Origin of the sequence: Actinoallomurus bryophytorum, assembly GCF_006716425.1 — a bacterium.
GTDB classification, from domain to species: Bacteria; Actinomycetota; Actinomycetes; order Streptosporangiales; family Streptosporangiaceae; genus Actinoallomurus; species Actinoallomurus bryophytorum.
This window is the reverse complement of the sequence record NZ_VFOZ01000001.1, coordinates 6,227,576-6,253,555: the sequence shown is the minus strand read 5'-3', so window position 1 is coordinate 6,253,555 and position 25,980 is coordinate 6,227,576. Positions and strand designations below refer to the sequence as shown.

The 25,980-nt window shown below is 70.2% G+C and carries 26 protein-coding genes; 4 read left to right on the top strand and 22 right to left on the bottom strand.

Annotated elements, in window-relative coordinates; all coding sequences use genetic code 11:
• Positions 1-117 precede the first annotated feature (117 nt).
• From FB559_RS29305 to FB559_RS29250, 13 genes are all read right to left on the bottom strand, one after another.
• Positions 118-849 carry a DUF7873 family protein gene (locus tag FB559_RS29305; RefSeq protein WP_141959654.1) on the bottom strand — a complete coding sequence of 244 codons (732 nt, stop codon included), beginning with the start codon at positions 847-849 and terminating at the stop codon, positions 118-120.
• Positions 850-876: 27 nt separating this feature from the next.
• Positions 877-1,233: a hypothetical protein gene (locus FB559_RS29300; RefSeq protein WP_141959652.1), complete on the bottom strand. Its 357-nt coding sequence runs from the start codon at positions 1,231-1,233 to the stop codon at positions 877-879.
• A gap of 30 nt (positions 1,234-1,263) precedes the next feature.
• Entirely contained in the window at positions 1,264-1,890 is a 627-nt protein-coding gene (locus FB559_RS29295; RefSeq protein ID WP_141961997.1) for a LysE family translocator, read from the bottom strand.
• Between the two features lie 69 nt (positions 1,891-1,959).
• Positions 1,960-3,123 carry a 4-hydroxybenzoate 3-monooxygenase gene (locus FB559_RS29290; protein ID WP_141959650.1) on the bottom strand — a complete coding sequence of 388 codons (1,164 nt, stop codon included), beginning with the start codon at positions 3,121-3,123 and terminating at the stop codon, positions 1,960-1,962.
• 52 nt (positions 3,124-3,175) lie between these two features.
• Positions 3,176-3,958, bottom strand: a complete 783-nt coding sequence (locus tag FB559_RS29285) for an IclR family transcriptional regulator (protein WP_141959648.1) — start codon at positions 3,956-3,958, stop codon at positions 3,176-3,178.
• Positions 3,959-4,039: 81 nt separating this feature from the next.
• Positions 4,040-4,501, bottom strand: a complete 462-nt coding sequence (locus FB559_RS29280; protein WP_141959646.1) for a hypothetical protein — start codon at positions 4,499-4,501, stop codon at positions 4,040-4,042.
• A gap of 122 nt (positions 4,502-4,623) precedes the next feature.
• Positions 4,624-5,001, bottom strand: a complete 378-nt coding sequence (gene pcaC / locus FB559_RS44900) for a 4-carboxymuconolactone decarboxylase (protein WP_221640225.1) — start codon at positions 4,999-5,001, stop codon at positions 4,624-4,626.
• Complete coding sequence (gene pcaD, locus FB559_RS29275; RefSeq protein ID WP_221640224.1) at positions 4,998-5,744, bottom strand: 3-oxoadipate enol-lactonase; 747 nt, start codon at positions 5,742-5,744, stop codon at positions 4,998-5,000. The genes pcaC and pcaD overlap by 4 nt, the downstream gene beginning before the upstream one ends.
• Positions 5,741-6,976 carry a 3-carboxy-cis,cis-muconate cycloisomerase gene (gene pcaB / locus FB559_RS29270; RefSeq protein ID WP_141959644.1) on the bottom strand — a complete coding sequence of 412 codons (1,236 nt, stop codon included), beginning with the start codon at positions 6,974-6,976 and terminating at the stop codon, positions 5,741-5,743. The genes pcaD and pcaB overlap by 4 nt, the downstream gene beginning before the upstream one ends.
• Entirely contained in the window at positions 6,966-7,496 is a 531-nt protein-coding gene (gene pcaG / locus FB559_RS29265; protein ID WP_141959642.1) for a protocatechuate 3,4-dioxygenase subunit alpha, read from the bottom strand. Before pcaG ends, pcaB begins: the two co-directional genes overlap by 11 nt.
• Positions 7,496-8,167, bottom strand: coding sequence for a protocatechuate 3,4-dioxygenase subunit beta (pcaH, locus tag FB559_RS29260; protein ID WP_141959640.1), 672 nt, complete (start codon positions 8,165-8,167; stop codon positions 7,496-7,498). Before pcaH ends, pcaG begins: the two co-directional genes overlap by 1 nt.
• On the bottom strand, positions 8,164-8,823 hold the full coding sequence (locus tag FB559_RS29255) for a CoA transferase subunit B (protein WP_141959638.1): 660 nt from the start codon (positions 8,821-8,823) through the stop codon (positions 8,164-8,166). The genes pcaH and FB559_RS29255 overlap by 4 nt, the downstream gene beginning before the upstream one ends.
• A complete protein-coding gene (locus FB559_RS29250; protein ID WP_141959636.1) occupies positions 8,820-9,572 on the bottom strand; it encodes a CoA transferase subunit A in 753 nt (250 codons plus the stop codon). Before FB559_RS29250 ends, FB559_RS29255 begins: the two co-directional genes overlap by 4 nt.
• A gap of 166 nt (positions 9,573-9,738) precedes the next feature.
• Between FB559_RS29250 and FB559_RS29245 the strand changes: the two genes are divergently transcribed.
• Both FB559_RS29245 and hrpA read left to right on the top strand, forming a co-directional pair.
• Positions 9,739-10,704 carry a cation diffusion facilitator family transporter gene (locus FB559_RS29245; RefSeq protein ID WP_141959634.1) on the top strand — a complete coding sequence of 322 codons (966 nt, stop codon included), beginning with the start codon at positions 9,739-9,741 and terminating at the stop codon, positions 10,702-10,704.
• Between the two features lie 82 nt (positions 10,705-10,786).
• Positions 10,787-14,653 (top strand): ATP-dependent RNA helicase HrpA, encoded by a 3,867-nt coding sequence (hrpA, locus tag FB559_RS29240; RefSeq protein ID WP_141959632.1) that lies wholly within the window; start codon positions 10,787-10,789, stop codon positions 14,651-14,653.
• On the opposite strand, the gene FB559_RS29235 is transcribed toward hrpA, so the two are convergent.
• Complete coding sequence (locus FB559_RS29235) at positions 14,625-15,548, bottom strand: hypothetical protein (RefSeq protein WP_141959630.1); 924 nt, start codon at positions 15,546-15,548, stop codon at positions 14,625-14,627. The two genes, hrpA and FB559_RS29235, sit on opposite strands and share 29 nt — an antisense overlap.
• Positions 15,549-15,853: 305 nt before the next feature.
• On the opposite strand from FB559_RS29235, the gene FB559_RS29230 reads away from it, so the two are divergent.
• On the top strand, positions 15,854-16,318 hold the full coding sequence (locus FB559_RS29230) for a GNAT family N-acetyltransferase (protein ID WP_185792448.1): 465 nt from the start codon (positions 15,854-15,856) through the stop codon (positions 16,316-16,318).
• Between the two features lie 76 nt (positions 16,319-16,394).
• Here FB559_RS29230 and FB559_RS29225 read toward each other — a convergent pair whose 3' ends face one another.
• On the bottom strand, positions 16,395-17,183 hold the full coding sequence (locus FB559_RS29225) for a hypothetical protein (RefSeq protein WP_141959626.1): 789 nt from the start codon (positions 17,181-17,183) through the stop codon (positions 16,395-16,397).
• Between the two features lie 173 nt (positions 17,184-17,356).
• Between FB559_RS29225 and FB559_RS29220 the strand changes: the two genes are divergently transcribed.
• Complete coding sequence (locus FB559_RS29220) at positions 17,357-17,956, top strand: TetR/AcrR family transcriptional regulator (RefSeq protein WP_141959624.1); 600 nt, start codon at positions 17,357-17,359, stop codon at positions 17,954-17,956.
• A gap of 30 nt (positions 17,957-17,986) precedes the next feature.
• On the opposite strand, the gene FB559_RS29215 is transcribed toward FB559_RS29220, so the two are convergent.
• From FB559_RS29215 to FB559_RS29185, 7 genes are all read right to left on the bottom strand, one after another.
• Positions 17,987-19,537, bottom strand: a complete 1,551-nt coding sequence (locus tag FB559_RS29215) for an acyl-CoA synthetase (RefSeq protein ID WP_141959622.1) — start codon at positions 19,535-19,537, stop codon at positions 17,987-17,989.
• A 13-nt stretch (positions 19,538-19,550) separates the two neighbouring features.
• Positions 19,551-20,132, bottom strand: a complete 582-nt coding sequence (locus FB559_RS29210; RefSeq protein ID WP_141959620.1) for a TetR/AcrR family transcriptional regulator — start codon at positions 20,130-20,132, stop codon at positions 19,551-19,553.
• The gene (locus FB559_RS29205) at positions 20,125-20,604 is read right to left on the bottom strand and encodes a MarR family winged helix-turn-helix transcriptional regulator (RefSeq protein ID WP_141959618.1); all 480 of its coding nucleotides are present in this window, start codon (positions 20,602-20,604) and stop codon (positions 20,125-20,127) included. The genes FB559_RS29210 and FB559_RS29205 overlap by 8 nt, the downstream gene beginning before the upstream one ends.
• On the bottom strand, positions 20,601-22,160 hold the full coding sequence (locus FB559_RS29200) for an MDR family MFS transporter (protein ID WP_141959616.1): 1,560 nt from the start codon (positions 22,158-22,160) through the stop codon (positions 20,601-20,603). Before FB559_RS29200 ends, FB559_RS29205 begins: the two co-directional genes overlap by 4 nt.
• 67 nt (positions 22,161-22,227) lie before the next feature.
• Positions 22,228-23,016, bottom strand: a complete 789-nt coding sequence (locus tag FB559_RS29195; protein WP_141959614.1) for an alpha/beta fold hydrolase — start codon at positions 23,014-23,016, stop codon at positions 22,228-22,230.
• A gap of 77 nt (positions 23,017-23,093) precedes the next feature.
• Positions 23,094-24,533 carry a dihydrolipoyl dehydrogenase family protein gene (locus FB559_RS29190; RefSeq protein ID WP_141959612.1) on the bottom strand — a complete coding sequence of 480 codons (1,440 nt, stop codon included), beginning with the start codon at positions 24,531-24,533 and terminating at the stop codon, positions 23,094-23,096.
• A 1-nt stretch (position 24,534) separates the two neighbouring features.
• Entirely contained in the window at positions 24,535-25,092 is a 558-nt protein-coding gene (locus FB559_RS29185) for a hypothetical protein (RefSeq protein ID WP_141959611.1), read from the bottom strand.
• Between the last annotated feature and the right edge of the window lie 888 nt (positions 25,093-25,980).

Here is a 25,980-nt window from a genome sequence, read left to right as displayed (position 1 = left end):
GGCGCGTCGTGCCGGGAGAGGGACTCGAACCCCCACTGTCACCGCTGTTCAGGCTGACCTTCAGTTTCAGCTTGCGCTCCTTGCGCTTCCCCCGCCTGCGCGGGGGAGTCTGTGAGACTACTCGAACAGGTAACGGAAGACCGCGTCACCGGTGCGCTGGTCGGTGACCTCGGCGCCGTTGGCCTCCTCGCGGGCGAACTTCACCGCGCGCTGGAGCCGCTCCACCCGGTCCAGCAGCTCGTTGATCCGCTTGGCGGGCAGCGCGCCGGAGAACTTCACCGTGGTCCAGTAACCGACGGCGATGTCCTCGTAGTACACCTCGACCTGCGCCGGGTGCTTCTCGGTCGCCTCGGCCTTCACGTGGTTACGCGGGACCTTCTTGGTGCGGTTCGTACGCACCGGCTCGGTCTTCCAGCAGTCGGCCGAGTCGTCGAACGCCCATGCCTCGGCCGCGTCCAGGACCGGCAGCTTCTTGACGAACGTGTGCAGGTCGGTGAGCTGCTTCTCCAGGAAGAGCAGGTACGACACCGGGACGTCCCGCAGGATCGCCTGGCCGTCGACGGTGACGTCGGCCTTGGCGGTGCAGTTGGCCCAGTCCTTGGTGGCGGTCACGTCGAACAGCCTGGTCATGACCGACGCGGTCCGGCGGATGACCTCGTCGGCCTTGATCTGCACCCGCGTCGACTCCGGCGGGAGCTGCTCTCCCTCTTCGTCCTTGGGCTGGTAGACCCGTGAGATACCGGCCAGCAGCGCCGGCTTCTGCAGGCCATGGTGCGCGTCGGTCAGGTCGCGGAGGGCACCGCTCTTGACGCCCTTCTCCACGGCGATGATCTGGTTGAGCTTCGCCACCTTGCCCCCTTTCAGGAGAAACGCACGTTATCTCCTGTGACGGTAGCGACGCAGGTGATTGACGACCGTCAGGTCGTGCTGCCGGAGACGGCGACCGCCCGGCCGGCACCACCCCGCCCGACGGCGTCTCCGCCTGATCGGGCGCGGCTCGTCGCGGTATCGGATGGCCGGGACCGCCCACTCGTCCGGCGTCAGCGCGAACGGCGGTCGCGGGGCCGGGGGCCGCCGGCAGTCGGCCAGCGCCTGGATGATCGCCGAGGCGACCGTGCCGGGGAGCACCGCCGCCGCGGGCATCCCGTTGTCCGGACACGCGTAGGGCATGGTGAGGCGGAAGGCGACCCCATCAACGGTGATCTGCCGGGAGCCCTTCGCGGCGAGTGTCATGCGACCCCTTCGATGGTGACTTGGGCGTGGTCAGGTCTTACGGCCCGTGACGGCCACACCGATGCCGAGGCCGATCATGGCGAGGCCGCCCGCTCCCCCGACCAGGCGCAGCCGCCGCGGTGAGCGGCCGAACCAGTCGCGTGCTCCGCTGGCGGCCAGGCTCCAGGTCGAGTCGCAGACCAGCGCGATGATGACGAAGATGAGGCCGAGTACGAGCATCTGCGCCGGGACGCCGCCGCGGCCGCGGTCGACGAACTGCGGAAGCACCGCGGCGAAGAACACCACGGTCTTCGGGTTGGCCACCCCGACCAGGAACCCGTCGGCGGCGGCCCGCCAGCCGCCGCGCTCGGCCGCCGCCTCCTGCGGGCCCGCGTGGCCGCGGCCGCGCAGCAGCGCGCGGACCCCGAGGAAGACGAGGTACGCCGCGCCGCACAGCTTGATCGCCGTGAAGACCAGCACGGAGCGTTCGACCACCGCGCCGACGCCGAACGCGACGGCGACGACCACGACGAGGGCGCCCGCCTCGTTGCCGACGACCGAGACGAGAGCCGTACGGCGGCCGTACGCCAGAGCCCGGCCGACCACGAAGAGCACGCTCGGGCCGGGGATCACGATGATGACCAGAGAGGCGAGGCCGAAGGTCAGCGCCTGGGACATGGAGATCACGGGTCCGAAGGTACGTCCGCGCAGGATGGCGGGACAACGGGATTTTCCTGGTCCCGCGTCTCAGAGCGTGGGCGCCACGCCGACGTAGTTCTCCGCCAGGGTGGTCGCGGCGGCCTTCGACGCCGCGAGGTACTCCAGGTGGGAGAGCTGCTGGCGGTGCCCGAAGGCGTCCTGCGCCGGGTCCTTGTGCAGCAGGGTGGTCATCCACGACGCGAAGTGCTGGGCCCGCCACACGCGCTTCAGGCACGTGGCGGAGTAGGCGTCGAGCAGTGCCTCCGAGCCCGAGTCGTACCAGGCGCCCAGCGCGTCGGCCAGCACGGTGACGTCGGAGATGGCGAGGTTGAGGCCCTTGGCTCCGGTCGGCGGCACGATGTGCGCGGCGTCCCCGGCGAGGAACAGCCGTTCGTACCGCATCGGCTCGGCGACGAAGCTGCGCATCGGGGTGATGGACTTCTCCAGGATCGGCCCGTCCCGCAGCTCCCACCCGTCGGTGGTCGCGAACCTGGCGCGCAGCTCGGCCCAGATCCGGTCGTCGGGCCAGGCCTCGATGTCGTCGCCGGTGTCGACCTGGAGGTAGAGACGGCTGATCCGCTCGGAGCGCAGGCTGTGCAGCGCGAAGCCCCGCTCGCTGTAGGCGTAGATCAGCTCCTCGGTCGACGGCGGCACCTCGGCGAGCACACCCAACCAGCTGAACGGGTACTCGCGCTCGTAGGTCCGCAGTCCCGGCACGGCGTGGCGGCTCACCCCGTGGAAGCCGTCGCATCCCGCGATGACGTCGCATTCGAGGGTGTGCGTCGCGCCGTCCTGCCGGTAGGTCACCGACGGGGCGACCGGGTCGACGCCGATCACCTCGGTGTCGAAGCGGATGTCACCGCCGTCCGCCAGCCGGGCGGCGATCAGGTCCTTCACGATCTCGGTCTGCGCGTAGATGGTGACCGTGCGCCCGGAGGTCAGCTCGGTCAGCGGGATGCGGTGCGCGACACCGCCGAACCGCAGTTCGAGACCGTGGTGGGTCAGGCCCTCGCGGTCGAGGCGCCGGCCCACACCGCTGCTCCGCAGCACGTCGACCGTGCCCTGCTCGAGCATGCCGGCCCGCTGCCGTTTCTCGACGTACCCGCGGTCCCGGGTCTCCAGGACGACCGAGTCGATGCCGCGAAGGTGCAGCAGATGAGAGAGCAACAGACCGGCGGGGCCCGCCCCGGCGATCGCGACCTTGGTGCGCATCCGTCCCTACTTTCACTGACGCGTAAGAATCCTGATGCCCCGATCGCGACTGTCAGGCGAGATCCTTCCACTCAGTGGAACCACCATGGGTGGCGACATCGTGCGACAACGCCCGCGCCGCGCCGAGCACGGCCGGCACGAGCCGGCGGAGGTCCGCCCCCTGCCTGCGGGTGACCAGCGACAACGCGGCCAGCACCTCGCCTCCGGCGTCCCGCACCGGCGCGGCGACCGAGCAGGAGCCGAGGGTCATCTCCTCGTTGGTGACCGCGTACCCGGTCCGGCGCACCTCGGCCAGGCAGGCGCGCAGCCGGGCGGGGTCGGTGGTGGTGTGCGGCGTGTGCGGGCTCAGGCCCTCGGCGAGCACCTCGTCGACGAACGCCTCGGGCGCGTAGGCGAGGAGCACCCGGCCCACACCGGTCGCGTGCAGCGGGAGTTCGGCGGCGACTCTGGTCACGATCGGCACCGAGCGGGGACCGCGCAGGCGTTCGAGGTAGAGCGCCTTGTGCTCGCTGAGGACGGCGAGCTGGACGTTCTCGTGGGTCACCTCGTAGAGGTCCTCCATGTGCGGCAGCGCCAGCTCGCGCAGCGCGGTCGCGGCCGACGCCTGCGCGCCGATCCGCCACAGCCGCATCCCGACGCGGTACGAGCCGTCGGGCAGGCGTTCGAGGAAGCCACCACCGGTCAGCTCGCCGACGAGCCGGTGCCCGGTCGCGAGCGGCAGCCCGGCGCGGCGGCAGACCTCGGTGAGCGTCAGGCGGACTCCCCCGGGCGCGAACGCCTCGAGGATCGCCATCACCTTGCCCGCCACACTCGACGGCCTGTCCACGCTCTCCATGCACGCCTCCCGGCCCGGCCTCAACAATAGGGCGGCGCCCCGGCCCACCTGCGGGATGGGTCGAGGCGCCGCCGAGCCGGATCAGTTGGCGCCGATGTTCAACGCCTTCATGATCAGGTCGAGCTTCTTGTCCTGCGTGACCAGACGTTCGTCGATCTTCTCGAAGCGTTCGTCGATCTGGGCGAAGCGTTCGTCGATCTTCTCGAAGCGTTCGTCGATCTGGGCGAAGCGCTTGTCGATCTGGGCGAAACGGTTGTCGATCTGGGCGAAACGGTTGTCGATCTTCGTGAAACGACTCTCGTGGCTCAGCTGCGTGACGCGCATCTCCGTGAGCTTCTCGTCCAGGCCGGCGACGGCGGCGTCGAGATCGTTGAGCCGGTCGCCGTGCTGCTGCTGCGTCGTCCAGACCTTCGCGACATTGTCGTTGAGCGTTCGGAGCTGCTTCGTGTGCTCGGCTTGCACCTTCCCGATATCGGTCAGCTTGCCCCAGATCTCGTCTACATCGTTCTTGACCTGGTTTATCCGCCGCTCGGCCTCTGCCATGTGCATGACCCTATCTCCCATCCATCGGGTCTCCCGGGGGGTTCCGGAGACTCGTTCACACCTCTGGTGAACACGGGGTGTGACGGGGAGATTACCCCCCCTAGGGCACGGAGAGAAATCGATCAATCACTGCCAGTGATCACACCGTCCTCGATCAGGACGCGCTGGGCGACGGCGAAGGCGGAGTTGGCGGCGGGGACGCCACAGTAGACCGCGGCCTGGAGCAGAACTTCCTTGATCTCGTCGGCGCTGAGCCCGTTCCGCAGCGCTCCGCGTACGTGCAGGGCCAGCTCTTCCAGGTGTCCCCCGGCGACCAGCGCGGTCAGGGTGATGCAGCTCCGAGTGCGGCGGTCCAGCAGCGGCCGGGTCCAGATCTCTCCCCAGGCGTACCGGGTGATGAAGTCCTGGAAGTCGGCCGTGAAGCCGGTCTTGCGCGCCTCGGCCCGGTCGACGTGCGCGTCGCCGAGGACCTCGCGGCGTACCTGCATTCCCTCGCTCATGGCGTCCTTTCGAGATGGCGGAGCATCGCGTGCGTCACCGGTTCGGGGCGTTCGAGATTGGCCAGGTGGGCGGCGCCGGGCACGACGACCAGCTCCGCGCCGCGGATGCCCTGGGCGAGGGTCTCGGCGTGGTCGAGCGGCGTGGCGATGTCCTCGGCGCCCGCGATCACCAGCGTCGGCGCGCGTACCTCGCCCAGCCGGTCGCGTACGTCGAAGGCGGCGAGGGCCTCACAACACGCGGCGTACCCCTCGGCGTCCACCTTCGTGAGCATCTCCCGCGCGGAATCGCTCCCGGTGTAGCCCGGCGTGAACCAGCGGCCGACGAACATGTCGGCGAGCGGTCCGAGGCCACCGGAACGCACCTTCGCGGCGCGGTCGTGCCAGGTCGCCGGGTCGCCGAAGCGCGCCGAGGTGCAGCACAGGATCAGGCCGCCGATCCGCCCGGGGTGGTCCAGTGCCAGCGTCGTGCCGACCGCGCCGCCGAGCGAGACGCCCCCGTACGCCACCCGCTCCAGGCCGAGCGTGTCGAGCAGGGCGGCGACCGCGGAGGCGATGTCGCCCATGGTGCCGTGGAGCACCTCGGAGCCGCCGTGGCCGGGCAGGTCGTAGCGGAGCACGCGCCACGAGGCGGCGAGCGCCGCCAGCTGCGGCTCCCACAGGTCGATGGTGGTGCCGATCGAGGGGCCGAGCACGAGCACCGGCGCGTCCTCCGGCCCGTCGAGACGATGGTGCAGCCGTGTCATGTCGCCCCCCTGTACGCCGCCAGGGCGCGGTCGACGAGTTCACCCGCACAGCCGACCACGTCGGCCGGGTCCACGCCGCCGGGCACCAGATCACCCAGCGGCCGTCCCGAGCGCAGTGCCTCGTCGACGGCCTCGCGTGCGCTCCGCCGGTCGCCGGTCCTGGCCAGCTCGGCAACGACGTGCTCGGACAGGAGCTCGTCGCGCAGGTTGGCGCGCATCCGGTCCGGGAAGACCTCGAGCCCGCCGGCCAGCTCGGCCGCGGTCTCGGCCGCGCCGCCGGTCAGCCGCAGCCCGTCATTGAGCGGCAGCCACTCCGCGTGCCACTCCCCCGCGGGCCGTTCCAGGCCCGCCGTCTGCGACTGGAAGAGGATCTGCGCGTACGCCGGCACCCGCAGCGCGGCCGAACGGATCATGACGGCAAGCACGGGGTTGCGCTTGTGCGGCATCGCCGACGAGCCGCCCCGTCCGGGAGCGGCGGGCTCGGCGACCTCGCCGATCTCGGTCTGGGCCAGCAGCACGACATCCTCGGCGAACTTCCCGAGGGCACCGGCGACGAGGGCCAGCGCCGCGCCCAGCTCGGCGACGGGCGCGCGGAGGGTGTGCCAGGGCAGTACGGGCTCGGCCAGCCCGGTCTCCTCGGCGAACACCGGCAGCAGATCGAGCGTGCCGAACGCCGCCAGCGTGCCGGCCGCGCCGCCGAGCTGGGCCGGCAGGGGTACGGCCGCGAGCACGTCACGCGCCCGCGCGACGGCGGTCAGCCAGCCGGCCGCGCGCAGCCCGAACGTCGTCGGCACGGCCTGCTGCCCGAACGTACGGCCGGCCATGGGCGTGTCCCGGTGGCGTACGGCCAGCCCGGCCAGGGCGTCGAGCGTGCGGGCGAGGTCGGCCAGCACGATCCGCCGGGTCCGGTCCGCGACGAGCATCGCGGCGGTGTCCATGATGTCCTGGCTCGTGGCGCCGTGGTGGACGTGCTCGCCCGCGACCTTCCGCAGGTCGGCGACCAGCGGCACGACCGGGTTGCCGGCGCCCCGCGCCCGTACGGCCAGGTCGTCCAGGTCGACGCGCGCACCGGCGATGGCCTCAGCGACGCCGTCCGGGATCATGCCGAGCCGTGCCTGGGCGCGGGCCAGCGCCGCCTCGGCGTCGAGCAGGGCCCGCAGCCACGCCTCGCCGGAGGTCGCCTTCTCGGCCGCCGTGCCGGCGGCGACCGGTGACAGCAGGTCAGGCGGCAAAGAAGACCGTCTCCTGTTCGCCCCGCAGGTGCACGTCGAAGCGGTAGGACCGGTCGTCCTCCCGTACGGCGACCAGGGTGTCGCGCCGGTCGGCCGGGACCCCGGACAGCACCGGGTCCTCCGCGTTCCCCGGCTCTCCGGGGAAGTAGATCCGGGTCGCGACGGACTTGAGCAGCCCGCGCGCGAACACGATCACCGCGATGTGCGGGACCGGGCCGCCCGGCTTCAGCGTGGAGAACCAGTAGTGCCCCGCGGCGTCGGTGGCGCTGCGGCCGAACCCGGCGAAGTCGTGCCCGTCGCGCCGCAGGCCGCCGACGGAGGTGGGCACCTCGCCGTCGGGACCGGCCTGCCAGATCTCCAGCAGCGCGTCCGGCAGCGGCTCGCCCTCCCCGTCCAGCACCCGGCCGTGGATCCGGATCGCGTCCGGATGCCATTCGGGGACGACGCGGGGGCCATCGCCGTACGGGAGGGCGTAGCCGAAGAAGGGACCCACCGTCTGTGAGGGGGTGGCCTGGCTCATCAGTCCTCCATCGGGGTCGCGCCGAGGACGATGTCCCACTGGTAGCCGAGCGCCCACTCCGGCACGGTCGTGTCCATGTCGAAACGGGCGACGAGGCGGTCCCTGGCCTTCTCGTCCGGGATCGAGCCGAAGATCGGGTCGTGGGCGAACAGCGGGTCGCCGGGGAAGTACATCTGGGTCACCAGGCGCTGGCCGAACGCCCGGCCGAACACCGAGAAGTGGATGTGCGCGGGCCGCCAGGCGTTGTGGTGGTTGCGCCACGGATAGGCACCCGGCTTGATGGTGACGAACCGGTACCGTCCGTCCGCGTCCGTGAGGCAGCGGCCGGCGCCGGTGAAGTTCGGGTCGAGCGGCGCCGGGTGCTGGTCGCGCAGGTGGATGTAGCGGCCGGCGGCGTTCGTCTGCCAGATCTCCACGAGCGTGTGGGGTACCGGGCGTCCATCGGAGTCGAGCACCCGGCCGGTGACGACGATCCGCTCGCCCAGGGGCTCACCGGTGTGCTGCTTGGTCAGGTCGTTGTCGAGCAGGCCCAGCTCGGCCTCGCCGAACACCGGACCGGACAGCTCGATGGCGTCGGGCCCGTACTTGGGCACCACGAGCGGCTGCGAGGGGGCCCGCAGCGGCGTGCTGCGGTACGGGGGGTGGAGGTAGGGAGGGTGCGGATCGCTCACGGAGTCTCCTTCGTCTTCTTTCCCACGCGCGCCCCGAGCGGCGGATCGGTACGGTCGCGTATCTCCTGCTCGGTCACGCCCGGCGCGGTCTCCACGAGGACCAGGCCGTCCGGGGTGACGTCGAGGACACCCAGGTCGGTGATGATCCGCTGGACGCACGCCTTGCCGGTCAGCGGGAGCGTGCACTCCTCGACGATCTTGGAGCCGCCGTCCTTGGCGTTGTGCTCCATGACCACGATCACCCGTCGCGCGCCGTGCACGAGGTCCATCGCGCCGCCCATGCCTTTGATCATCTTGCCCGGGACCGCCCAGTTGGCCAGGTCACCGCGGGCCGACACCTGCATCGCGCCGAGGACGGCGACGTCCACGTGGCCGCCGCGGATCATGCCGAACGACAGCGACGAGTCGAAGTAGGAGGCGCCGGCCCGTACGGTCACCGTCTCCTTGCCCGCATTGATCAGATCCGAGTCGACGGCGTCCTCGGCCGGGTACGGCCCGACGCCCAGCAGCCCGTTCTCGGAATGGATGACGACGTCCACGTCGTCCGGCAGATGACCGGGGATCAGCGTCGGCAGCCCGATTCCCAGGTTCACGTACATGCCGTCCGAAAGCTCCTGCGCCGCCCGAGCCGCGATCTCATCCCTGGACCAGCTCATGAAGGAGTCACCGTCCGCTTTTCGATCGGCTTGTCGGCGGCCTGCTCCCGGGTGAGGGCGACCACGCGCTGGACGAAGATGCCGGGTAGGTGCACCTCATCGGGGTCGATCGCGTCGACGAGCTCCTCCACCTCGGCCACCGCGACCCGCGCCGCCATCGCGCACAGCGGGTTGAAGTTGCGCGCCGACTTGTCGAAGACCAGGTTGCCGTGCCGGTCGCCGCGGACCGCGCGTACGAGGGCGAAGTCGGTGGTGATGCTCTCCTCCAGGACGTACTCCTCGCCGGCGAACTCCCGTACCTCCTTGGCCGGTGAGGCCACCGCCACGTCACCGTCCGGGCCGTAGCGCCACGGCAGGCCGCCCTCGGCGACCAGCGTGCCCACGCCGGCGGGTGTGTAGAACGCCGGGATGCCGCAGCCGCCCGCGCGGAGCTTCTCCGACAGCGTGCCCTGGGGCATCAGCTCCAGCTCGATCTCCCCGCTCAGGTAGCGGCGGGCGAGCTCCTTGTTCTCACCGACGTACGAGCCGCGCGCGCGGGCGATCCGGCCGGCGTCGAGCAGGCGTCCCAGCCCGAGACCGATCGTCCCGCAGTTGTTCGAGACGATCGACAGCTCACCCGAACCGCTCGCGTACAGCGCGTCGATGAGCGTGAAGGGCACCCCGCACAGCCCGAACCCGCCGACCGCGACAGACGCGCCGTCGCCGATGTCCGCGACCGCCTCCGCCGCGGAGGCAACCACCTTGTCCATGGCCCCCACACTGCCAAGCCGGCCGGACGGTCCACCATGGATCTTCCGCTCAGCGGAAGAATCGTGATCGTCCCGGCCACGCCGCCGCCGCGTCGCGGCAACGACGGGCGTGAGATCCCGCCTGCCCTTGGTAACGTCGGGATCGGGGGACGAGGAGGGGCACCGGATGCCGGACGGACATGCGCACGGAGACGGTCATACCGGTCCCGGCCACACGCATGGTGTGAACGCCGAGTCCGACAAGCGGCTGCTCAGCGCGGCACTGGCCCTGATCTTGGCGTACATGGCGGGCGAGGTCATCCTCGGGGTGCTCGCCCACTCGATCGCGCTGATCTCCGACGCCGCGCACATGCTCACCGACGCCGCCTCGATCGTGCTGGCACTGGTGGCCATGCGCCTGGCCGCCAGACCCCCGCGTGGCGGCTACACCTACGGGCTCAACCGGACCGAGATCCTGTCCGCGCAGGCCAACGGCATCACCCTTCTGCTGCTGTCGGCGTGGCTGACCTACGAGGCGGTCCGGCGCCTCATCCACCCGCCCGAGGTCACCGGCGGCCTCGTGCTCGCCACGGCCGCCGCCGGGGTGGTGATCAACCTGGCCGCGACCTGGCTGATCGGCCGGGCCAACCGCGGCAGCCTCAACATCGAGGGCGTCTTCCAGCACATCGTGACCGACCTGTACGCCTTCGTCGCCACCGGGATCGCCGGCCTGGTGGTCCTCCTCACCGGCTTCGCGCGAGCGGACGCGATCGCCTCGCTCATCGTCGTCGCGCTGATGGTCAAGGCCGGAGCCGGTCTCGTACGCGACTCGGGGCGCATCTTCCTGGAGGCCGCGCCCACGGGCCTCGTACCCGACCTGATCGGGCGCGCCCTGGCCGACCGCCCGCACGTCGTCGAGGTGCACGACCTGCACATCTGGCAGATCACCTCCGGCATGCCGGCCGCCTCGGCGCACGTGCTCGTCGCGCTCGGCGAGGACTGCCACGCCGTACGCGCGGACCTCGAATGCGTCCTGGCGGAGGACTACCGGATCAGTCACACGACGCTCCAGGTCGACCATGCCTCGGAGCAGTTCCTCACGATCGAGCGGCACTGCGGCGAGTCGCACGGGCCCAGCCACCGGGGAAAATAAGTGGCGGGAGGCCTGATCATCGGGCACGGTGGTGGTCCCAGGCGCCGGGTGGTCCGGCAGCTTGCCTATCCTTTCCGGTTGTATGGGATCTTCGCTCTCTGACGTGCGGTCACGGCTGCCCGAGTTGATGCTGCGCGACCAGCATCGGCTGCGCCGCCGTCTCGACGGCATCCGCGGCGCACGCGACGCCGCCGCGCGCGACGCGATCGTCGCGAAGGTCGCCGCCGAGGTCGAGGCCGCCGAACTCCGCGTCGCCCTGCGCCGCGAGGCCATGCCCGAGATCACCTATCCCGAGGCGCTGCCGGTCAGCAGGCGCAAGGACGAGATCCGCGACGCCATCGAGAAGAACCAGGTCGTGATCGTCGCCGGAGAGACGGGGTCCGGCAAGACCACGCAGCTGCCGAAGATCTGCCTGGAGCTGGGCCTGGGGGTGAAGGGCCTGATCGGCCACACCCAGCCGCGCCGGCTCGCCGCCCGTACCGTCGCGGAGCGGATCGCCGAGGAGCTGAACACCCCGCTCGGCGAGGCCGTGGGCTACCAGGTGCGGTTCGCCGACCACTCGGGCGACAGCACGCTGGTCAAGGTGATGACCGACGGCATCCTGCTGAACGAGCTCACCCGCGACCGGATGCTGCGGCGGTACGACACGCTGATCATCGACGAGGCCCACGAGCGCAGCCTGAACATCGACTTCATCCTCGGCTACGTCAAGCAGCTGCTGCCCAGGCGGCCCGACCTCAAGGTGATCATCACCTCGGCCACGATCGATCCCGAGCGCTTCTCCCGGCACTTCGCGGACGCGCCGATCATCGAGGTGTCCGGCCGGACGTACCCCGTGGAGGTCCGCTACCGGCCGATCGAGGAGGAGGACGACCAGACGCAGGCGATCCTGGACGCCGTGGACGAGCTCGCCCTCGAACCACCCGGTGACGTCCTGGTCTTCCTGTCCGGCGAGCGCGAGATCCGCGACACCGCGGACGCGCTGGAGAAGCAGAAGCTGCGCGGCGTGGAGGTACTCCCGCTGTACGCGCGTCTCTCGGTGGCCGAGCAGCACCGGGTGTTCCAGTCGCACCGGGGCCGGCGCATCGTGCTGGCCACCAACGTCGCCGAGACCTCGCTGACCGTCCCGGGCATCAAGTACGTCATCGACCCCGGCACCGCCCGCATCTCGCGCTACAGCCACCGGACCAAGGTGCAGCGGCTGCCGATCGAGCCGGTGTCGCAGGCGTCGGCCAACCAGCGCAAGGGCCGCTGCGGGCGCCTGTCGGAGGGGGTGTGCATCCGGCTCTACTCCGAGGAGGACTTCCTCGCCCGGCCGGAGTTCACCGACGCGGAGATCCTGCGCACCAACCTGGCCTCCGTCATCCTGCAGATGACCAACCTGGGCCTGGGCGACATCCTCGACTTCCCGTTCATCGACCCGCCCGACCGGCGCAACGTCAAGGACGGCGTGAACCTCCTGGAGGAGCTCGGCGCCCTGGCCTCGGGCGGCCTCACTCCGCTCGGCCGTAAGCTGGCCCAGCTGCCCGTCGACCCCCGGCTCGCCCGCATGGTGCTGGAGGCCGACAAGAACGGCTGCGTACGCGAGGTCATGGTCATCGCCGCGGCGCTGTCGATCCAGGACCCGCGCGAGCGCCCCACCGAGAAGCGGCAGGCGGCGGACGAACAGCACGCGCGGTTCGCCGACAAGGAGTCGGACTTCCTCGCGTACCTCAACCTGTGGACCTACCTCCAAGAGCGCCAGAAGGAGCTGTCGGGCAACCAGTTCCGGCGGCTGTGCAAGCAGGAGTACCTGCACTACCTGCGCGTACGCGAGTGGCAGGACATCTTCGGGCAGCTCCGGCAGGTCGGCAAGGACCTCGGGGTGACGCTGAACTCCACCCCGGCCGACCCGCAGCAGGTGCACGTCTCTCTGCTGGCCGGGCTGCTGTCGCACATCGGGCTGATGGACGAGACCAAGAAGGACTCCGGCGGCCCCCCGGACCGGCGACGGGGGCTGCGGGAGTACGACGGCGCGCGGAGCGCCCGTTTCGCCATCTTCCCGGGATCGGCGCTGGCCAAGAAGCCGCCGCGCTGGGTCATGGCGGCGGAGCTGGTGGAGACCTCACGGCTCTGGGCGCGGATCGCCGCCAGGATCGAGCCGGAGTGGGTGGAGCCGCTCGCGGGGCATCTGGTCAAGCGCACCTACAGCGAGCCGCACTGGGAGAAGAACCAGGGCGCCGTGATGGCGTACGAGAAGGTCACGCTGTACGGCGTCCCGATCGTGGCGCAGCGCAAGGTGAACTACGCGCGGATCGACCCGGAGATGTGCCGGGACCTGTTCATCCGCAACGCCCTGGTCGAGGGTGACTGGGACAGCCACCACCAGTTCCTGCGCGACAACCGGCGGCTCCTCGAAGAGGCCGAGGAGCTCGAACACCGGGCCCGCCGGCGCGGCATCGTCGTGGACGACGAGACGCTGTTCGAGTTCTACGACGAGCGGCTCCCGGCCTCGGCGGTGTCGGCGCGCCACTTCGACTCCTGGTGGAAGAAGGCACGGCGCGAGACGCCGGACCTGCTCACCTTCTCCACGTCGATGCTGGTCAACGACGTGGCCGAGGAGATACAGCAGGCCGACTACCCCGACGCCTGGCAGGCGGACGGCCAGCGGCTGCCCCTGTCGTACCAGTTCGAGCCCGGTACGGACGCCGACGGCGTGACGGTGCAGATCCCGCTGCCGGTGCTCAACCAGGTGGACGCCGCCGGGTTCGACTGGCAGATCCCCGGGCTGCGCTCGGACCTGGTCACCGAGCTGATCCGCTCACTGCCCAAGCGGCTGCGGGTCAACTTCGTACCCGCGCCCGACGTGGCCCGGCAGGTGCTGTCGCGTCTCGACCCGTCATCCGGCCCGCTCCTGGAGTCGCTGTCGCGCGAACTCCGGGCGATGACCGGCGTGGAGGTACCACCCTCGGCCTGGGACCTCAGCCGGGTACCCGACCATCTGAAGATCACCTACCGGGTGGTGGACCGCCGGAACACCCTGGCCGAGGGCAAGGACCTGGCCTCGCTGAAACGGCAGCTGGCGCCCAAGGTGTCGGACACGCTGTCGCGCGCCTCGGACGCCATCGCGCGGCAGGGCCTGCGGACCTGGGACTTCGGCACGCTCCCCCGCCTCCACGAGCGCGGACGGGTCAAGGCGTACCCGGCTCTCGTCGACGAGGGCGACAGCGTGGCCATCCGCACGTACGCGACCGAGGCGGAGCAGCAGCGCTCGATGTGGCGCGGCACCCGGCGCCTGGTGCTGCTGAACTCCCCGTCGCCGGTCAAGTCGCTGCAGTCGAAGCTCAGCAACCAGGCCAAGCTGGTGCTGAGCAGCACCCCGCACGGCAGCGTCACGGCGCTGCTGGAGGACTGCGTGCTCTGCGCCGCGGACAAACTGATCACCGAGGCGGGCGGACCGGCATGGGACGAGGCGGCCTTCGTCCGCCTGAAGGACCACGTACGCGCGGAGCTGAGCGACACCACCTCGGTCATCTTCGCGCACGCGCAACGCCTCCTGGCCGCCGCCCACGAGGCCGAGGCCCGGCTGAAGAGCCTGGGCAGCCCGACCCTGGCCTCGTCACTGACGGACGTGCGCGCCCAGCTCTCCCGGCTGATCTTCCCGGGCTTCGTCACGGCGGCGGGCGCCCCCCGCCTGCCGGACATGCTCCGCTACCTCCGCGCCATCGACCGGCGCCTGGAACGCCTGCCTGACGACCCGTACCGCGACCGCGAGCGGATGCAGCAGATCCAGCAGGTGGAGGCCCGGTACGTCCGGACCCGCGACGCCCATCCGTCCAACCCGAAGGTCCGCGAGGTGCGGTGGATGATCGAGGAACTGCGGGTCAGCTTCTTCGCGCAGCAGCTCGGCACCGCGTACCCGGTTTCGGAGAAGCGCATCCTCAAGGCCCTGGACCAGGCGACCCTCTGACTCGTAATGAACAGGTCGTCGGTTCGATTCGCCATGGCCGGCAGTGAGGGCGTCCAGCGCAATACTGCTCGGTGGTGAAGTCGGTAAAGGCGATCATGGCCCCGTGGCCGTTGTAGGCCGTGGGCGAGCGTGCTGGATGATCCTCCGGGTACGCGAACGCCGTGAAGCGGTGGCCGTGGAACATCACGGGCCGCGAGGTCTGCTTGCGGCCGTCGCTGAGGACGAGAACCAGGCGGTCGACCTGCGGGTCTAGGACGCCGCTGCAGATCGTCGAAACACCGCGGCCGATACACGTTCCGTTCATCGGCATGTTCGGCTGCGCGATTACGGTGGGCTGCAGAGAGCCGCACTGCGGGGCATCACTCGTCCCTCCGACGGTCACCGAATCGCAGGTGAAGGTGCCGGCGGGGAGCCCTCCGGCCATTTCCGTGAGTCCGAACCCCGCCTTGGCGTAGGTGGCCTCCGATTTCGGCGGCAACTTCTGCACGCGCCAGGCAACGCCGTCGACCACGCCCGAGCCGATCGTCGTCGCGGGTGCTCGCAGTGCGGAGACCTGGGGACGCGGTCGCCGGTTGCCCTCACTCCACGGCTCCAGGGCCACGACTCGCCGGCCCTTCGAGTCATACCCCGCCACCGTCTCAACGTAATTCGCGAGCCGATCGGTCGAATAGGCGAATCCGAAATACCGTACGCCGCCGTAGGCGACCGGCGTGATCCGTGCCGGATTGGCGTCGGCGAACCGCAACTCATAACGCACGGCGTCGGGAGCCGCTATGCCGAACGCGAAGTTGATACGGCTGCCGTCGAGGCCGTACATGTGCCACTCGCCCGGCCCGACGGGAGCGGAAAGGAGAGCGCTGGAAAGATTGACGGATCCCCCGTTCCTGTCGCTCATGCGCATCTGGAAGCACGGCTTGTTTTCCGGAACAGGGCATCGCCGTCACCGACCAAGGGCGGCCGTAGAGCGTCCCCGCCGCGACCGTGACCGCCGCACCCGGCCCGTCGCGCCCGTCCGCCGGAGAAATGGCGCATCACTACCGTCGGGTGCCGCGCCGGGTAGGTTGACGTCCCCCGCAGGTCAGGGACGCTGACGGCCGATCTCCATTTGATTCCCAAGCTGAGGGCGCCGTTCGACGCGACGCTGACCGGCTTCCTGATGCGCGCCCACCGCCGACCTGACCGTAGGACAGGATGGGCGCCATGGTGGAGATCAGCTCCCTGACCGAATCCGACCGCGCCGGCTGGGAAGTGCTGGCTCGTGGGCACCATGCCTACTTCGGGACCGCGATCGGCGACGACGGTTACGAGCAGACCTGGCGACGTGTGCTCGGCGGGGAGCGGATACGCGGGATCGCCGCTCGGGTGGACGGCGAGATGGCCGGCATCGCGCACTACGTGTTCCACGCCGGCATCTGGGGGGCCGGGGGGAGGTGCTATCTGGCGGACCTGTTCGTGGACCCGGACGTACGGCGGCGGGGCATCGCAACGGCAATGATCAGGTGGGTGGCGAGGGACGCCGAGGAGCAGGGCTTCCCCCGCCTTTACTGGAACACCCTGGACAACGCCCCGGCTCGCGCGCTGTACGACAAGGTGGCCGACTTCCACAAGGGGCTCATCTACTACGCCTATCGGCACGACGCGAACCAGGGCTCCACTCAGCGCTGAGGTTCGACAAGGCCAAGGCGTTCTCAACCGGACCGACGGCGGCCGAAGCAGTGTGGGCGCATCAGGCAGCGCGGTTTCAGCCGCCCGGGCAGGAGCAGGGCCTTCCGCTGTAACACGCGCAATGGCTTTTCACCGGCGACGGCACACGCGACGTTGTCGGCGCGTGTGACCTGGACGGCGCATGTGAGGTCAACGGCGCAGGTGACGTCGGAGAGGGGACCTCTCGAACGGTCCGGGCGACCAGGACGACGCCGCCCCAGACGCCCGGGTACAACAGTGTCAGCGCCAGGAACACCGCTCCCGCCCGCAGGCGCCGGACAGCGACGCACACCACGGCCGTCACCAGCGCGAACAGGCTCGCGCACGTCGCGGCGCCGGGAGCCATCCAGCCACGAGCGTCCGGGCCCAGCACCACCGCCAGCACGAACGTGACCGTACTGGCGAGAAAAGTCCAGGCCAGGAACGTTATTGCGACACTCGCAGTCCCGTCACGCCGGCGGCCAGGTCGAGAAACGATCTCCTCTGTGGTCAAGCCCAGTAGCGCACAGGACAGCACCAACAACATGCTTCCGATGCCGGCGACCGGTCCCGTGAAGGCGTGCTCCTCCGGAACCGTGACGGCAAGGGCCGCGCACGGCAAGGTCGCGGTCAAAGTCACCGCCGCGCCCACCAGGCGCCCCTGGCTCAGAAGGTGAGTGCCGAGCCCAGTGATCAAAGCGGGCACCACCAGGACGATCGCCAAGATGGCGAAAGGGCCGAAGGCGGCGAACAGGGCCAACATCACCGTCACGAACAGCGTCGTCCCGATCCGGGACATCCACACTAAGCGCTGGAGTCCACCGCTATCCGGTAATCCACTGAACATGTTCAAAAGATAACATTCCAGCTCCTGCCGACCGCGGCACCTGTCCTCATCTCGCCAGTTCAGAGGACGAGCCTGGACGGCTTTCGCTGACAGCGACCGTCGTACGCGGCCCTGGAGCTGCCGGGCGGAGGCTTCGGCATATACCGAACGTTCTATCGGTTACACTCGTCATGATGGCGCACAACGCTCGAGGTCAGGTTTCCGAGGCGCGGTCGCGGCTGCTCGAGACCGCCACCCGGCTCTTCTACACCGAGGGGATCCACTCCGTCGGGATCGATCGGATCGTCGCGGAGGCGAAGGTGACCCGCGCGACGCTTTACCGGCATTTTCCCGGCAAGGATGACCTCGTCGTCGCGTACCTGCAGGCCGTCCACCAGGCCGAGCGCGATCAGGTCGGCAAGGTTCTCGGCAGCGGCCGAACGGGCGCCGACATCTTGCGAGCCATCGCCAGGTCGATCGCCGACGGCATCCAGTCGGCCGGCTTCCGCGGGTGCGCCTTCCTCAACGCCGTCGCGGAGTATCCGGATCCGGAGCATCCCGTTCACAAGGCCGTCCTCGCTCACCGCGAGTGGTTCCTGCGCACCATCACCGACGTGCTCGCGCAGGTCGGGGAGACGCCACCCGAGCTCGCGGGCCGGCACTTCGTCATGCTGCGGGACGGCGCGATGGCCGAGGGCTGCCTCTCCGACCCGCTGGAGGTCTGCGACACGTTTCTCCAAGGAGTCGACGGAATCCTGCAACACCGCATCGAGTCCGGGGCGAAGACCGCCTGAGGGCCAAGGCCTTCGGCGGGCACCGACGGCTCAGTCGCCGGAGATCTCGGTCTCCGGGCGCGACAGCCGCTCCTTGAGCTCGTGTTTGCGCATCTTGCCGGTGGGTGTACGGGGCAGTTCCCCGGCGAACCGGATGTCGCGAGGGACTTTGAAACCGGCGAGCTTCGTACGGGCGAAGGCGACCAGTTCCCCGGCCAGCTCGGGGCCGGCCGCGGCCGGGTCCTCCGGTCGCACGATCGCGACCACGCGTTCGCCCATCTCGGGATCGGGCAGGCCGAGGACGGCGATGTCGGCGACGGCGGGGTGCATGAGCAGGGCGTCCTCGATCTCCCGCGGATAGATGTTCACTCCGCCTGAGATGATGAGGTGGGTCCTGCGGTCGCTGAGGAACAGATACCCGTCCTCGTCGAGGTGGCCGACGTCGCCGACCGAGGCTCCGCCGCGGCCGTCGCGTACCGCGGCGGTCTTGCCCGGATCACCGTGGTAGGCGAAATCGCTCGCCCCGGCGAACCACACCGTGCCCACCTCGCCGGCGGGCAGGTCGTTGCCCTCGTCGTCGGTGATGTACGGCCGGCCGAGGATGGGGGTGCCGACCGAACCCGGTCTGCGGAGCCATTCCTCCGAGGTGATGGCGGTGGCGCCGATCGCTTCGGTGCTCGAGTAGTACTCGAACAGGATCGGGCCCCACCACTGGATCATCGACCGCTTCACTTCGACCGGGCACGGCGCGGCGGCGTGGACGGCGTGGCGCAGGCTCGACAGGTCGTACCGGGCCCGTGTCTCGTCGGGGAGCTTGAGCAGGCGGGTGAACATCGTCGGGACCCACTGGCTGTGGGTCACCCGGTGCCGCTCGATGGCCGCGAGTGCAAGTTCCGCGTCGAAACTCTCGAGGACCACGACGGTCCCGCCGTTCCGGTGCACGCTCATGCACCAGGCGAGCGGGGCGGCGTGGTAGAGCGGAGCCGGCGAGAGATAGGTGTCGCCGGGCGTGAACCCGAGCAGTTCGCGCAGCCACCGTCCGGTCGTGTCCGGATAGGTGCCCAGCGGCCCACCGGGTAGCGGCCGCCTGATGCCCTTGGGTCGGCCGGTGGTGCCCGAGGAGTACAGCATGAAGTCTCCTTCGGACTCGTCGGGGATCGGTGTCTGCGGCGAGTCCGAGACCTCGTCGTCGTAGCTCTCCCACCCGTCGTGGGGTTTTCCGAACATCAGCCGGCCGGCGGGTGCGAGCGTGGGGTCGGTCAGCGCGGTGGTGGCCACGTCGGCGAGCTTGTCGGACGCGACCACCAGCTGGGCGCCGCTGTCGCGGATGATGTAGCCGACCTCACCAGGGGTGAGGTGGCTGTTGACTCCCACGTAGTAGAGCCCGGCGCGCTGCGCCGCCCAGGCCAGTTCGAGGTATTCGGCGCGATTCTCGGCGAGGATCGCCACGCGGTCGCCGGGACCGAGACCGCGCGCTCGCAGCAGGTGCGCGGCCTGGTTCGAGCGGGCCTCCAACTCGGCGTAGGTGACGACCACGCCGGAGGGTTCGACGACGATCGCCGGGCGTGCGGGATCGACGTCGCCGAACGGTCCTAGGGGCATCGGTGTCTCCTTCTCATTCCGAAAACATGTGGGCATTGCGGTACTTCAGCAGACCTTCGACCCCGCGGAGGAACGTAGGGCCGATCCGCTCCGGGTCGGCGAGTGACCCCGCCGCCATCGCACCGTCTCGCAGCATGACGAAGTGCCTCGCGGCGGGATCGGGTGCTGTGGCGCCGGCGTGCGCCAGCAGATCGGTGATCGTGCGCAGGAACCACTCGCGGTGAACGAGAACGGCTCGGCGTACGGGGTGTGCGGGATCGGGGTATTCGGCCGCGGCGTTGAGAAAGGCGCATCCGCGGAACCCGGGAGCGCGGATATCGGCGGCGATCGACTCACCGACGGCTCGTACGACGTCTGCCGAGGACTGTTCCCGACCGGCGGCCTCGGCCAGCCGGGCGCGAACCGCCTCGTCGACCTCGGTCAGGTAGGCGACGACAAGCCGGTCCTTGCTCGGGAAGTGCCGGTAGAGAGTCGCGCGCGTCACCCGTGCCTCGGCCACGATCCGGTCGATGCCGACGGAGTGAAGCCCCTCGGCGTAGAACAGCCGGCTCGCCGTGCCGAGCAGCCGCGATCGCGCCGGGGAGTGGTCACCCACGGACGTCGCCGCCCGTTTCCCCGCGCTGCCGGGCCGGCCCGGCAGCGCTCCCGTTGAGCTTCGCGAGGAGCTCGGCGAGGGTACGGACGTCGCGTTCCGGCCACGACTCGACGAGCCCGCCCAGCCGCCTGCCGCGAACGCCCTGGACCTCGGACACGCGGTGCCGGCCCTCGTCGGTGAGGCCCACCAGATACGCCCGGCGGTCGTCCGGCGCGGGAAGCCGCTCGATGAGACCGAGCGTTTCCAGCAGCTGGAGCCGGCGCGAGACAACGGAAGAGGCCACGCCGATGTGCTCGGCGATCTCGGTGGGCCGGTGCCGGCCGTGGTCGGCCAGGTGGGCCAGCAGGCCGTAGGTGGCGGCCGTGAGATCCGGGTGCGCCTCACGGCCGAGCCGTCCCGACGCGGCGCGCTCCTGGTGGACGAAGACGGCGACCTCGCGCTCGAGGTCCGCGATCGTACGGCCCGAAATCATCGCGAACCGTCCTCGTCATCGTGGCCCACGGCGTTGGACGTACGGAGGGGCACCTCGCGGATGAGGAGGACGCATACGAACGCGACCAGCGCCAGCGGCACCGTGTACACGAAGAGGTCACCGGTCGCGTGCCCGTACGCGTCCTCGATCACCGTACGGACCGGCGCGGGCAACTCGGCCGGCCGCGGAATCGACGAGCCGCCGACGGCTCGTACGCCCGACCGGGCCGACCCGTCGGCGGTCAGGCGGCCGACCCGGCCGGCCAGCACGGCCCCGAGCGCCGACACCCCGATCGTGCCGCCGAGCGTGCGGAAGAACGACACCGCCGAGCCGGCCGCCCCAAGCTCCCGCAGGCCCACCTGGTTCTGGACGGCCAGGACCAGGTTCTGCAGGGTCGCGCCGAGCCCGACGCCGAGCAGGCCCATCGCCAGTGCGAGCTTCCAGTACGGCGTGTCGTGCCGGGTGAGACCGAGCAGCGCGAGCCCCGCGGCGATCAGCAGGGTTCCCACGACCAGAAGCGGTTTCCAGCGACCCGTGGCGGTGACGATCCGGCCGCCGACCGTGGAGGCGAGCGCGAGGCCGAGGACGAGCGGCAGGGTGCAAACGCCTGCAAGGGTGGCCGTCCTGCCTTCGGACAGCTGGAAGTACTGACTCAGATAGGTCGATCCGGCGTAGATGGCGACGCCGATGACGAGGCTCGCCGTGATCGCCAGGATGACGGTACGGGTGCGGAACAGCCAGAGCGGCAGGACGGGGTCCTTGGCGTGCCGTTCGGCGACGACGAACGCGAGCGAGAGCAGCAGAGCGCCACCGACAAAGGCCGCAGACTGCCAGGAAAGCCACGCGAACCCATCGCCCGCGAAGGTCACCCAGACCAGCAGAAGCGATGCGGCGGCCGCCAGCGACGCGGCCCCGGCCCAGTCGATCCGCACGTCGCCCTTGGCGGCCGGCAGGTGCAGCGTCCGCTGCAACACGATCAGGGCGGCGACGGCGAACGGGACGCCGACGAAGAAGCACCACCGCCAGCCGAGCCACTCGGTGTCCACGATGAATCCGCCGATCAGCGGACCGGCACTGGTCGCGACCGCGAGCAACGCACCGAAGTAGCCGTTGTAGCGACCGCGTTCCCGCGGCGAGATCATCGTCGCGATGATCACCTGGATGAGCGCGAGGAGGCCGCCGGCGCCGATGCCCTGGACCGCGCGGGCCGCGATGAGCAGGCCGGCGTCCGACGCGAGGCCGGACAGCACCGAGCCGGCGGTGAAGATGACCAAGCTGATCTGGATGAGCAGTTTCTTGCTGAGCAGGTCGGCCAGCTTCCCCCAGATCGGGCTGGAGACGGTCGTGGTGAGAAGCGTCGCGGTGATCACCCAGGTGTAGACGCTCTGCCCCGCATGCAGGTCCGCCACGATCGTCGGCAGCGCGTTCGTGACGATCGTCGACGACAGGATCGCCACGAAGATGCTGATGTACAGGCCGGACATGGCCTGCCCGATCTGCGCGCGAGTCATCGGCACGGTCCCGGCGCGTACGGTCGCGTCGGCTTGGACGGTCATGATCCCCCTTGCCCGTTCGCGATGGTCGGCGGGCGTCCGGCGGAACGGCGGGCGCCGGGCGCGGAGGTCAACGTGCGGCCTGCTCGATGATCTTGGTGACGGCGTCGGGACGGCTGAGCATGACCGCGTGGGAGGCGTCCACCTCGGTGGTACGAGCGTGGGCCCGGCTCGTCATGAAGCGCTGCACGTCGGGGTTGATGGCGTGGTCCTGGCGGGTGACCAGGGCCCAGGAGGGAATGGTGCGAAAGGCCTCTTCGACGCTCGGGTCGGTGACGGCCCTGGTGTCGGCGGGCCGCTGGGTGATGGCGAGGTCGTTGGCGGTGGCCTTGTCGAGGTCACCGGCGAAGGCGGTACGGAACCGCGCCGGGTCGATGATGACCTCCGTGCCGCCGGGTACCTGGGTGGAGACCAGCGGCAGCGCCGGGGTCGACTTGGCGGCGAGCTCACCGATGGTCTCGCCCTTGGCGGGGATGAACGCGGCGATGTAGACCAGGGATTTGACGTCGGGGACGGAGGTCGCGGCGTTGGTGATGACGGCGCCACCGTAGGAGTGGCCGACGAGCACCTTGGGACCGTCGATGGTGGCCAGGTAGCTGCTGACGTAGGCGGTGTCGCTGGTCAGGCCCTGCAGCGGATCGGCGATGGCCCGTACGGGGTAGCCGTCGCGGGTCAGCCGCTCGATGACCGGAGCCCAGCTCGAGGAGTCCGCCCACGCTCCGTGAACGAGTACGACGGTCGGCTTCGGGCCGTCGTCCGGCTTGCCGGGAGTGGCCGCCACGGCCGACAAGGACGCCGTGAGCAGGCCGAGTGCGGTAACGCCGACGATCGCGGCGCGGCGGAACAGGCGAGAACGCATGACAGATCGAACCTTTCGGGAGTTTGCAGTGCTGTTGTCTCGGCCCGCCGCGACGCGACGGGTACCCGGCCGGCCGGTCAGCGGCCGTAGGCTTCGAGCAGCCGGAGCCAGACTTCGCTGACGGTGGGGAAGGCGGGGACCGCGTGCCAGAGCCGGTCCAGCGGAACCTCCCCGACCACCGCGATCGTCGCCGCGTGCAGCAGTTCGGCGACATCGGGACCGGCGAGCGTGAAACCGACGATCACCTTGCGGTCCTCGTCGACGACCATGCGCGCGTGCCCCTGGTATCCGTCGGCGTGCAGGGCGGATCCGGCGACGGCGCCCAGGTCGTGGTCGACGACCCGGATCCGCAGCCCGGAGGCCGCGGCGACGGCCGCGGTCAGCCCCACCGATGCGATCTCCGGTTCGGTGAAGACCACCTGCGGCACCGCGCTTTCGTCGGCCGTCGCCGCGTGCCGGCCCCATCGGCCGCCCTCGACCGCTTCGCCTTTCGCGCGCGCCACGATGACGTCCCCCGCGGCTCGGGCCTGGTATTTCCCCTGGTGCGTCAGCAGCACGCGCCGGTTGACGTCCCCGGCGGCGTACAGCCACCCGTCACCGATCGGCGCCCCGTCGTCCCCGAGGACGCGCATCGTGTCATCGACCGTGAGCCAGGCGCCCGGCGTCAGACCGATGTCGTCCAGGCCGATGTCCTGGGTGTTCGGCGTACGGCCGACCGCGACGAGGAGTTCGTCGGCTTCGATCCGTTCACCCTCGGTGAGAGTGACGGACACGGTTCCGCCGTCGTCGCGCCTGACGGATCCGGCCTCGGCACCGAGGCGCACCGACACACCGGCGTCCCGCAACGACCCGGTGACCCGCTCGCCGGCGAACGGCTCCGCGAGGGGCAGCACACCGTCGCGGGCCAGCATCGTCACCGAAGCTCCGAGACCGGCGAACGCGGTCGCCATCTCCGACGCGACCACGCCACCGCCGATGATGGCGAGCCGGCCGGGGACCGCGCTCGCGGCGGCCGCCTCCCGGCTGGTCCACGGTGCCGCCTCGCGCAGACCGGCGACGTCCGGGAGCAGCGCACCGCTTCCGGTCGCGATGACGACCGCGTGCCGTGCGGTCAGCGAGGTGGCCGCACCGTCCTCGCCGGTCACCTCGACGACCCGTGCGGAGCTGATCCGTCCCTGTCCGCGGTACAGCGAGATCCCCGCCTGGCCGAGCCAGGACACCTGCCCGTCGTCCTTCCAGTTCGAGGCGAAGGAGTCGCGACGGCGGAGCACGGCCGCCGTGTCCAGGTCACCCGTCACCGCCTCTCGTGCGCCGGGCAGCCGCCGGGCCGCACGGAGCGCGGCGGCGCTCCGCAGCAACGCCTTGGTCGGCATGCAGGCCCAGTAGGAGCATTCACCGCCGACCAGTTCCCGCTCGACGATCGCGGCGCTCAGCCCGCCCTGCGCCACCCGGTCGGCGATGTTCTCCCCGACCGGACCCGCGCCGATGACGACGACGTCGTACGTCGTGGTGCGCATGTCAGTGTTTCTTCGCGGCGCGGCCGAGACGCAGCGCCGAGATGAGGAAGAAGATGCCACCCAGTACGGCGTAGCCGGCGATGCTGGCCAGCGACGGGTTCGCCTTGGAGGCCGCCATGATGAACGAAGCGCCGGCGAGCACGGAGATGCCGCCGCTGATGATCATCGGCCACTGGCCGCCCATCTTGCGGCGCGCGGCGCCCACGATCAGCTGCACGAGCCCGGAGACGATCGCCCAGGCGCCCCACACGCGCAGGGCGCTCGGCACACCGGACGTGCAGGCGACGGCGATGCCGATCGCGGCGAGCAGGCTGATCGCGATGTTCACCTGCAGTCCGCGGGCCGGCCCGGAGGCGCCGGACGAACGCGTGTCCACGACCGCCGCGGCGGCGTCGAACAGGGGATACAGAACGAGCAGGGGGATGCTGACCGGGCCGAGGTCCGACTTGGCGGCGAACAGCAGGACGGCCCACACGACGGCGAACCCGAACCGGACGAAGTACAACCGGCGCAGAGCCGGCGCGAGCCCGGGGGCGGTGGATGAGGCAACGGTGGTCACGACGATCCTCTCGAACGATCAGCGAACAGGACTATGCGGGTCAGCGGAGGCCGCTGCCGGCCTCCTCGATCAGGTGCGCACCACGGGAGCGACCATTTGACGAGACCGAACGTTCTATCGCGGCTAACGATGGCATGGCTCCGCCGAGGCGTCAATACCGAACGTTCTATCCCCTTGGCGTCGGATCAGAGGGCCGGGGGTTCGAATCCCTCCCGGCGGCGTCCGACGAAAGGCCAGGTCACCGCTTCGATGACCGGGAAAAGCCCACGAACCCCGAGATCGTTCCGTCCGTGCTCGCCGAAGTCCGGGAGCTGCGGCCACCGCGCCCAGCTCGTACGAGACCTGGCCTACACCCGGACCGGCCACGGGCTTTTATCGAATGGGACACACGAAGTGCAGGCTGAGGCCTTTATCCGAAGGTATCGATATATGTTGAGGTCGCCCGCATTCAATATTATCCGCGCGGCCACTCACCTCGTACGCCCAAGCCGAAGGCGCGATCTTAAAGCTGCCGGAAGTAATGGTCGTCGACTTGACGACCTTCTGCGCGGCGTTTGTCACAACGATGTTCGCCCGCTTGGGTTCAAGGTACCGATCGGGCCACGGTCCAACTCGATGGCCCCAACCATCGTCTAGGTCGTATGAACTGCGGGAACGCTGGTCGAGTGATCGCCGTCGACGGGCGTCGGCGACCCGCCGCCGCTGGGAGGCGACGTCGATCCGCAGCTCGTGACCGCCAGGGCCAGAAGCGAGAAAGCACTGACCATGCGAATACGTTCATGTTCGCTCAAAATCAGCTCGCAGGATATGCACGTGGGATAGGCGCCGACGCGTGGCACCTTACCCATCGACTGGCACGACCGCCTGCCGGTCAGACCAGCGCGGCGT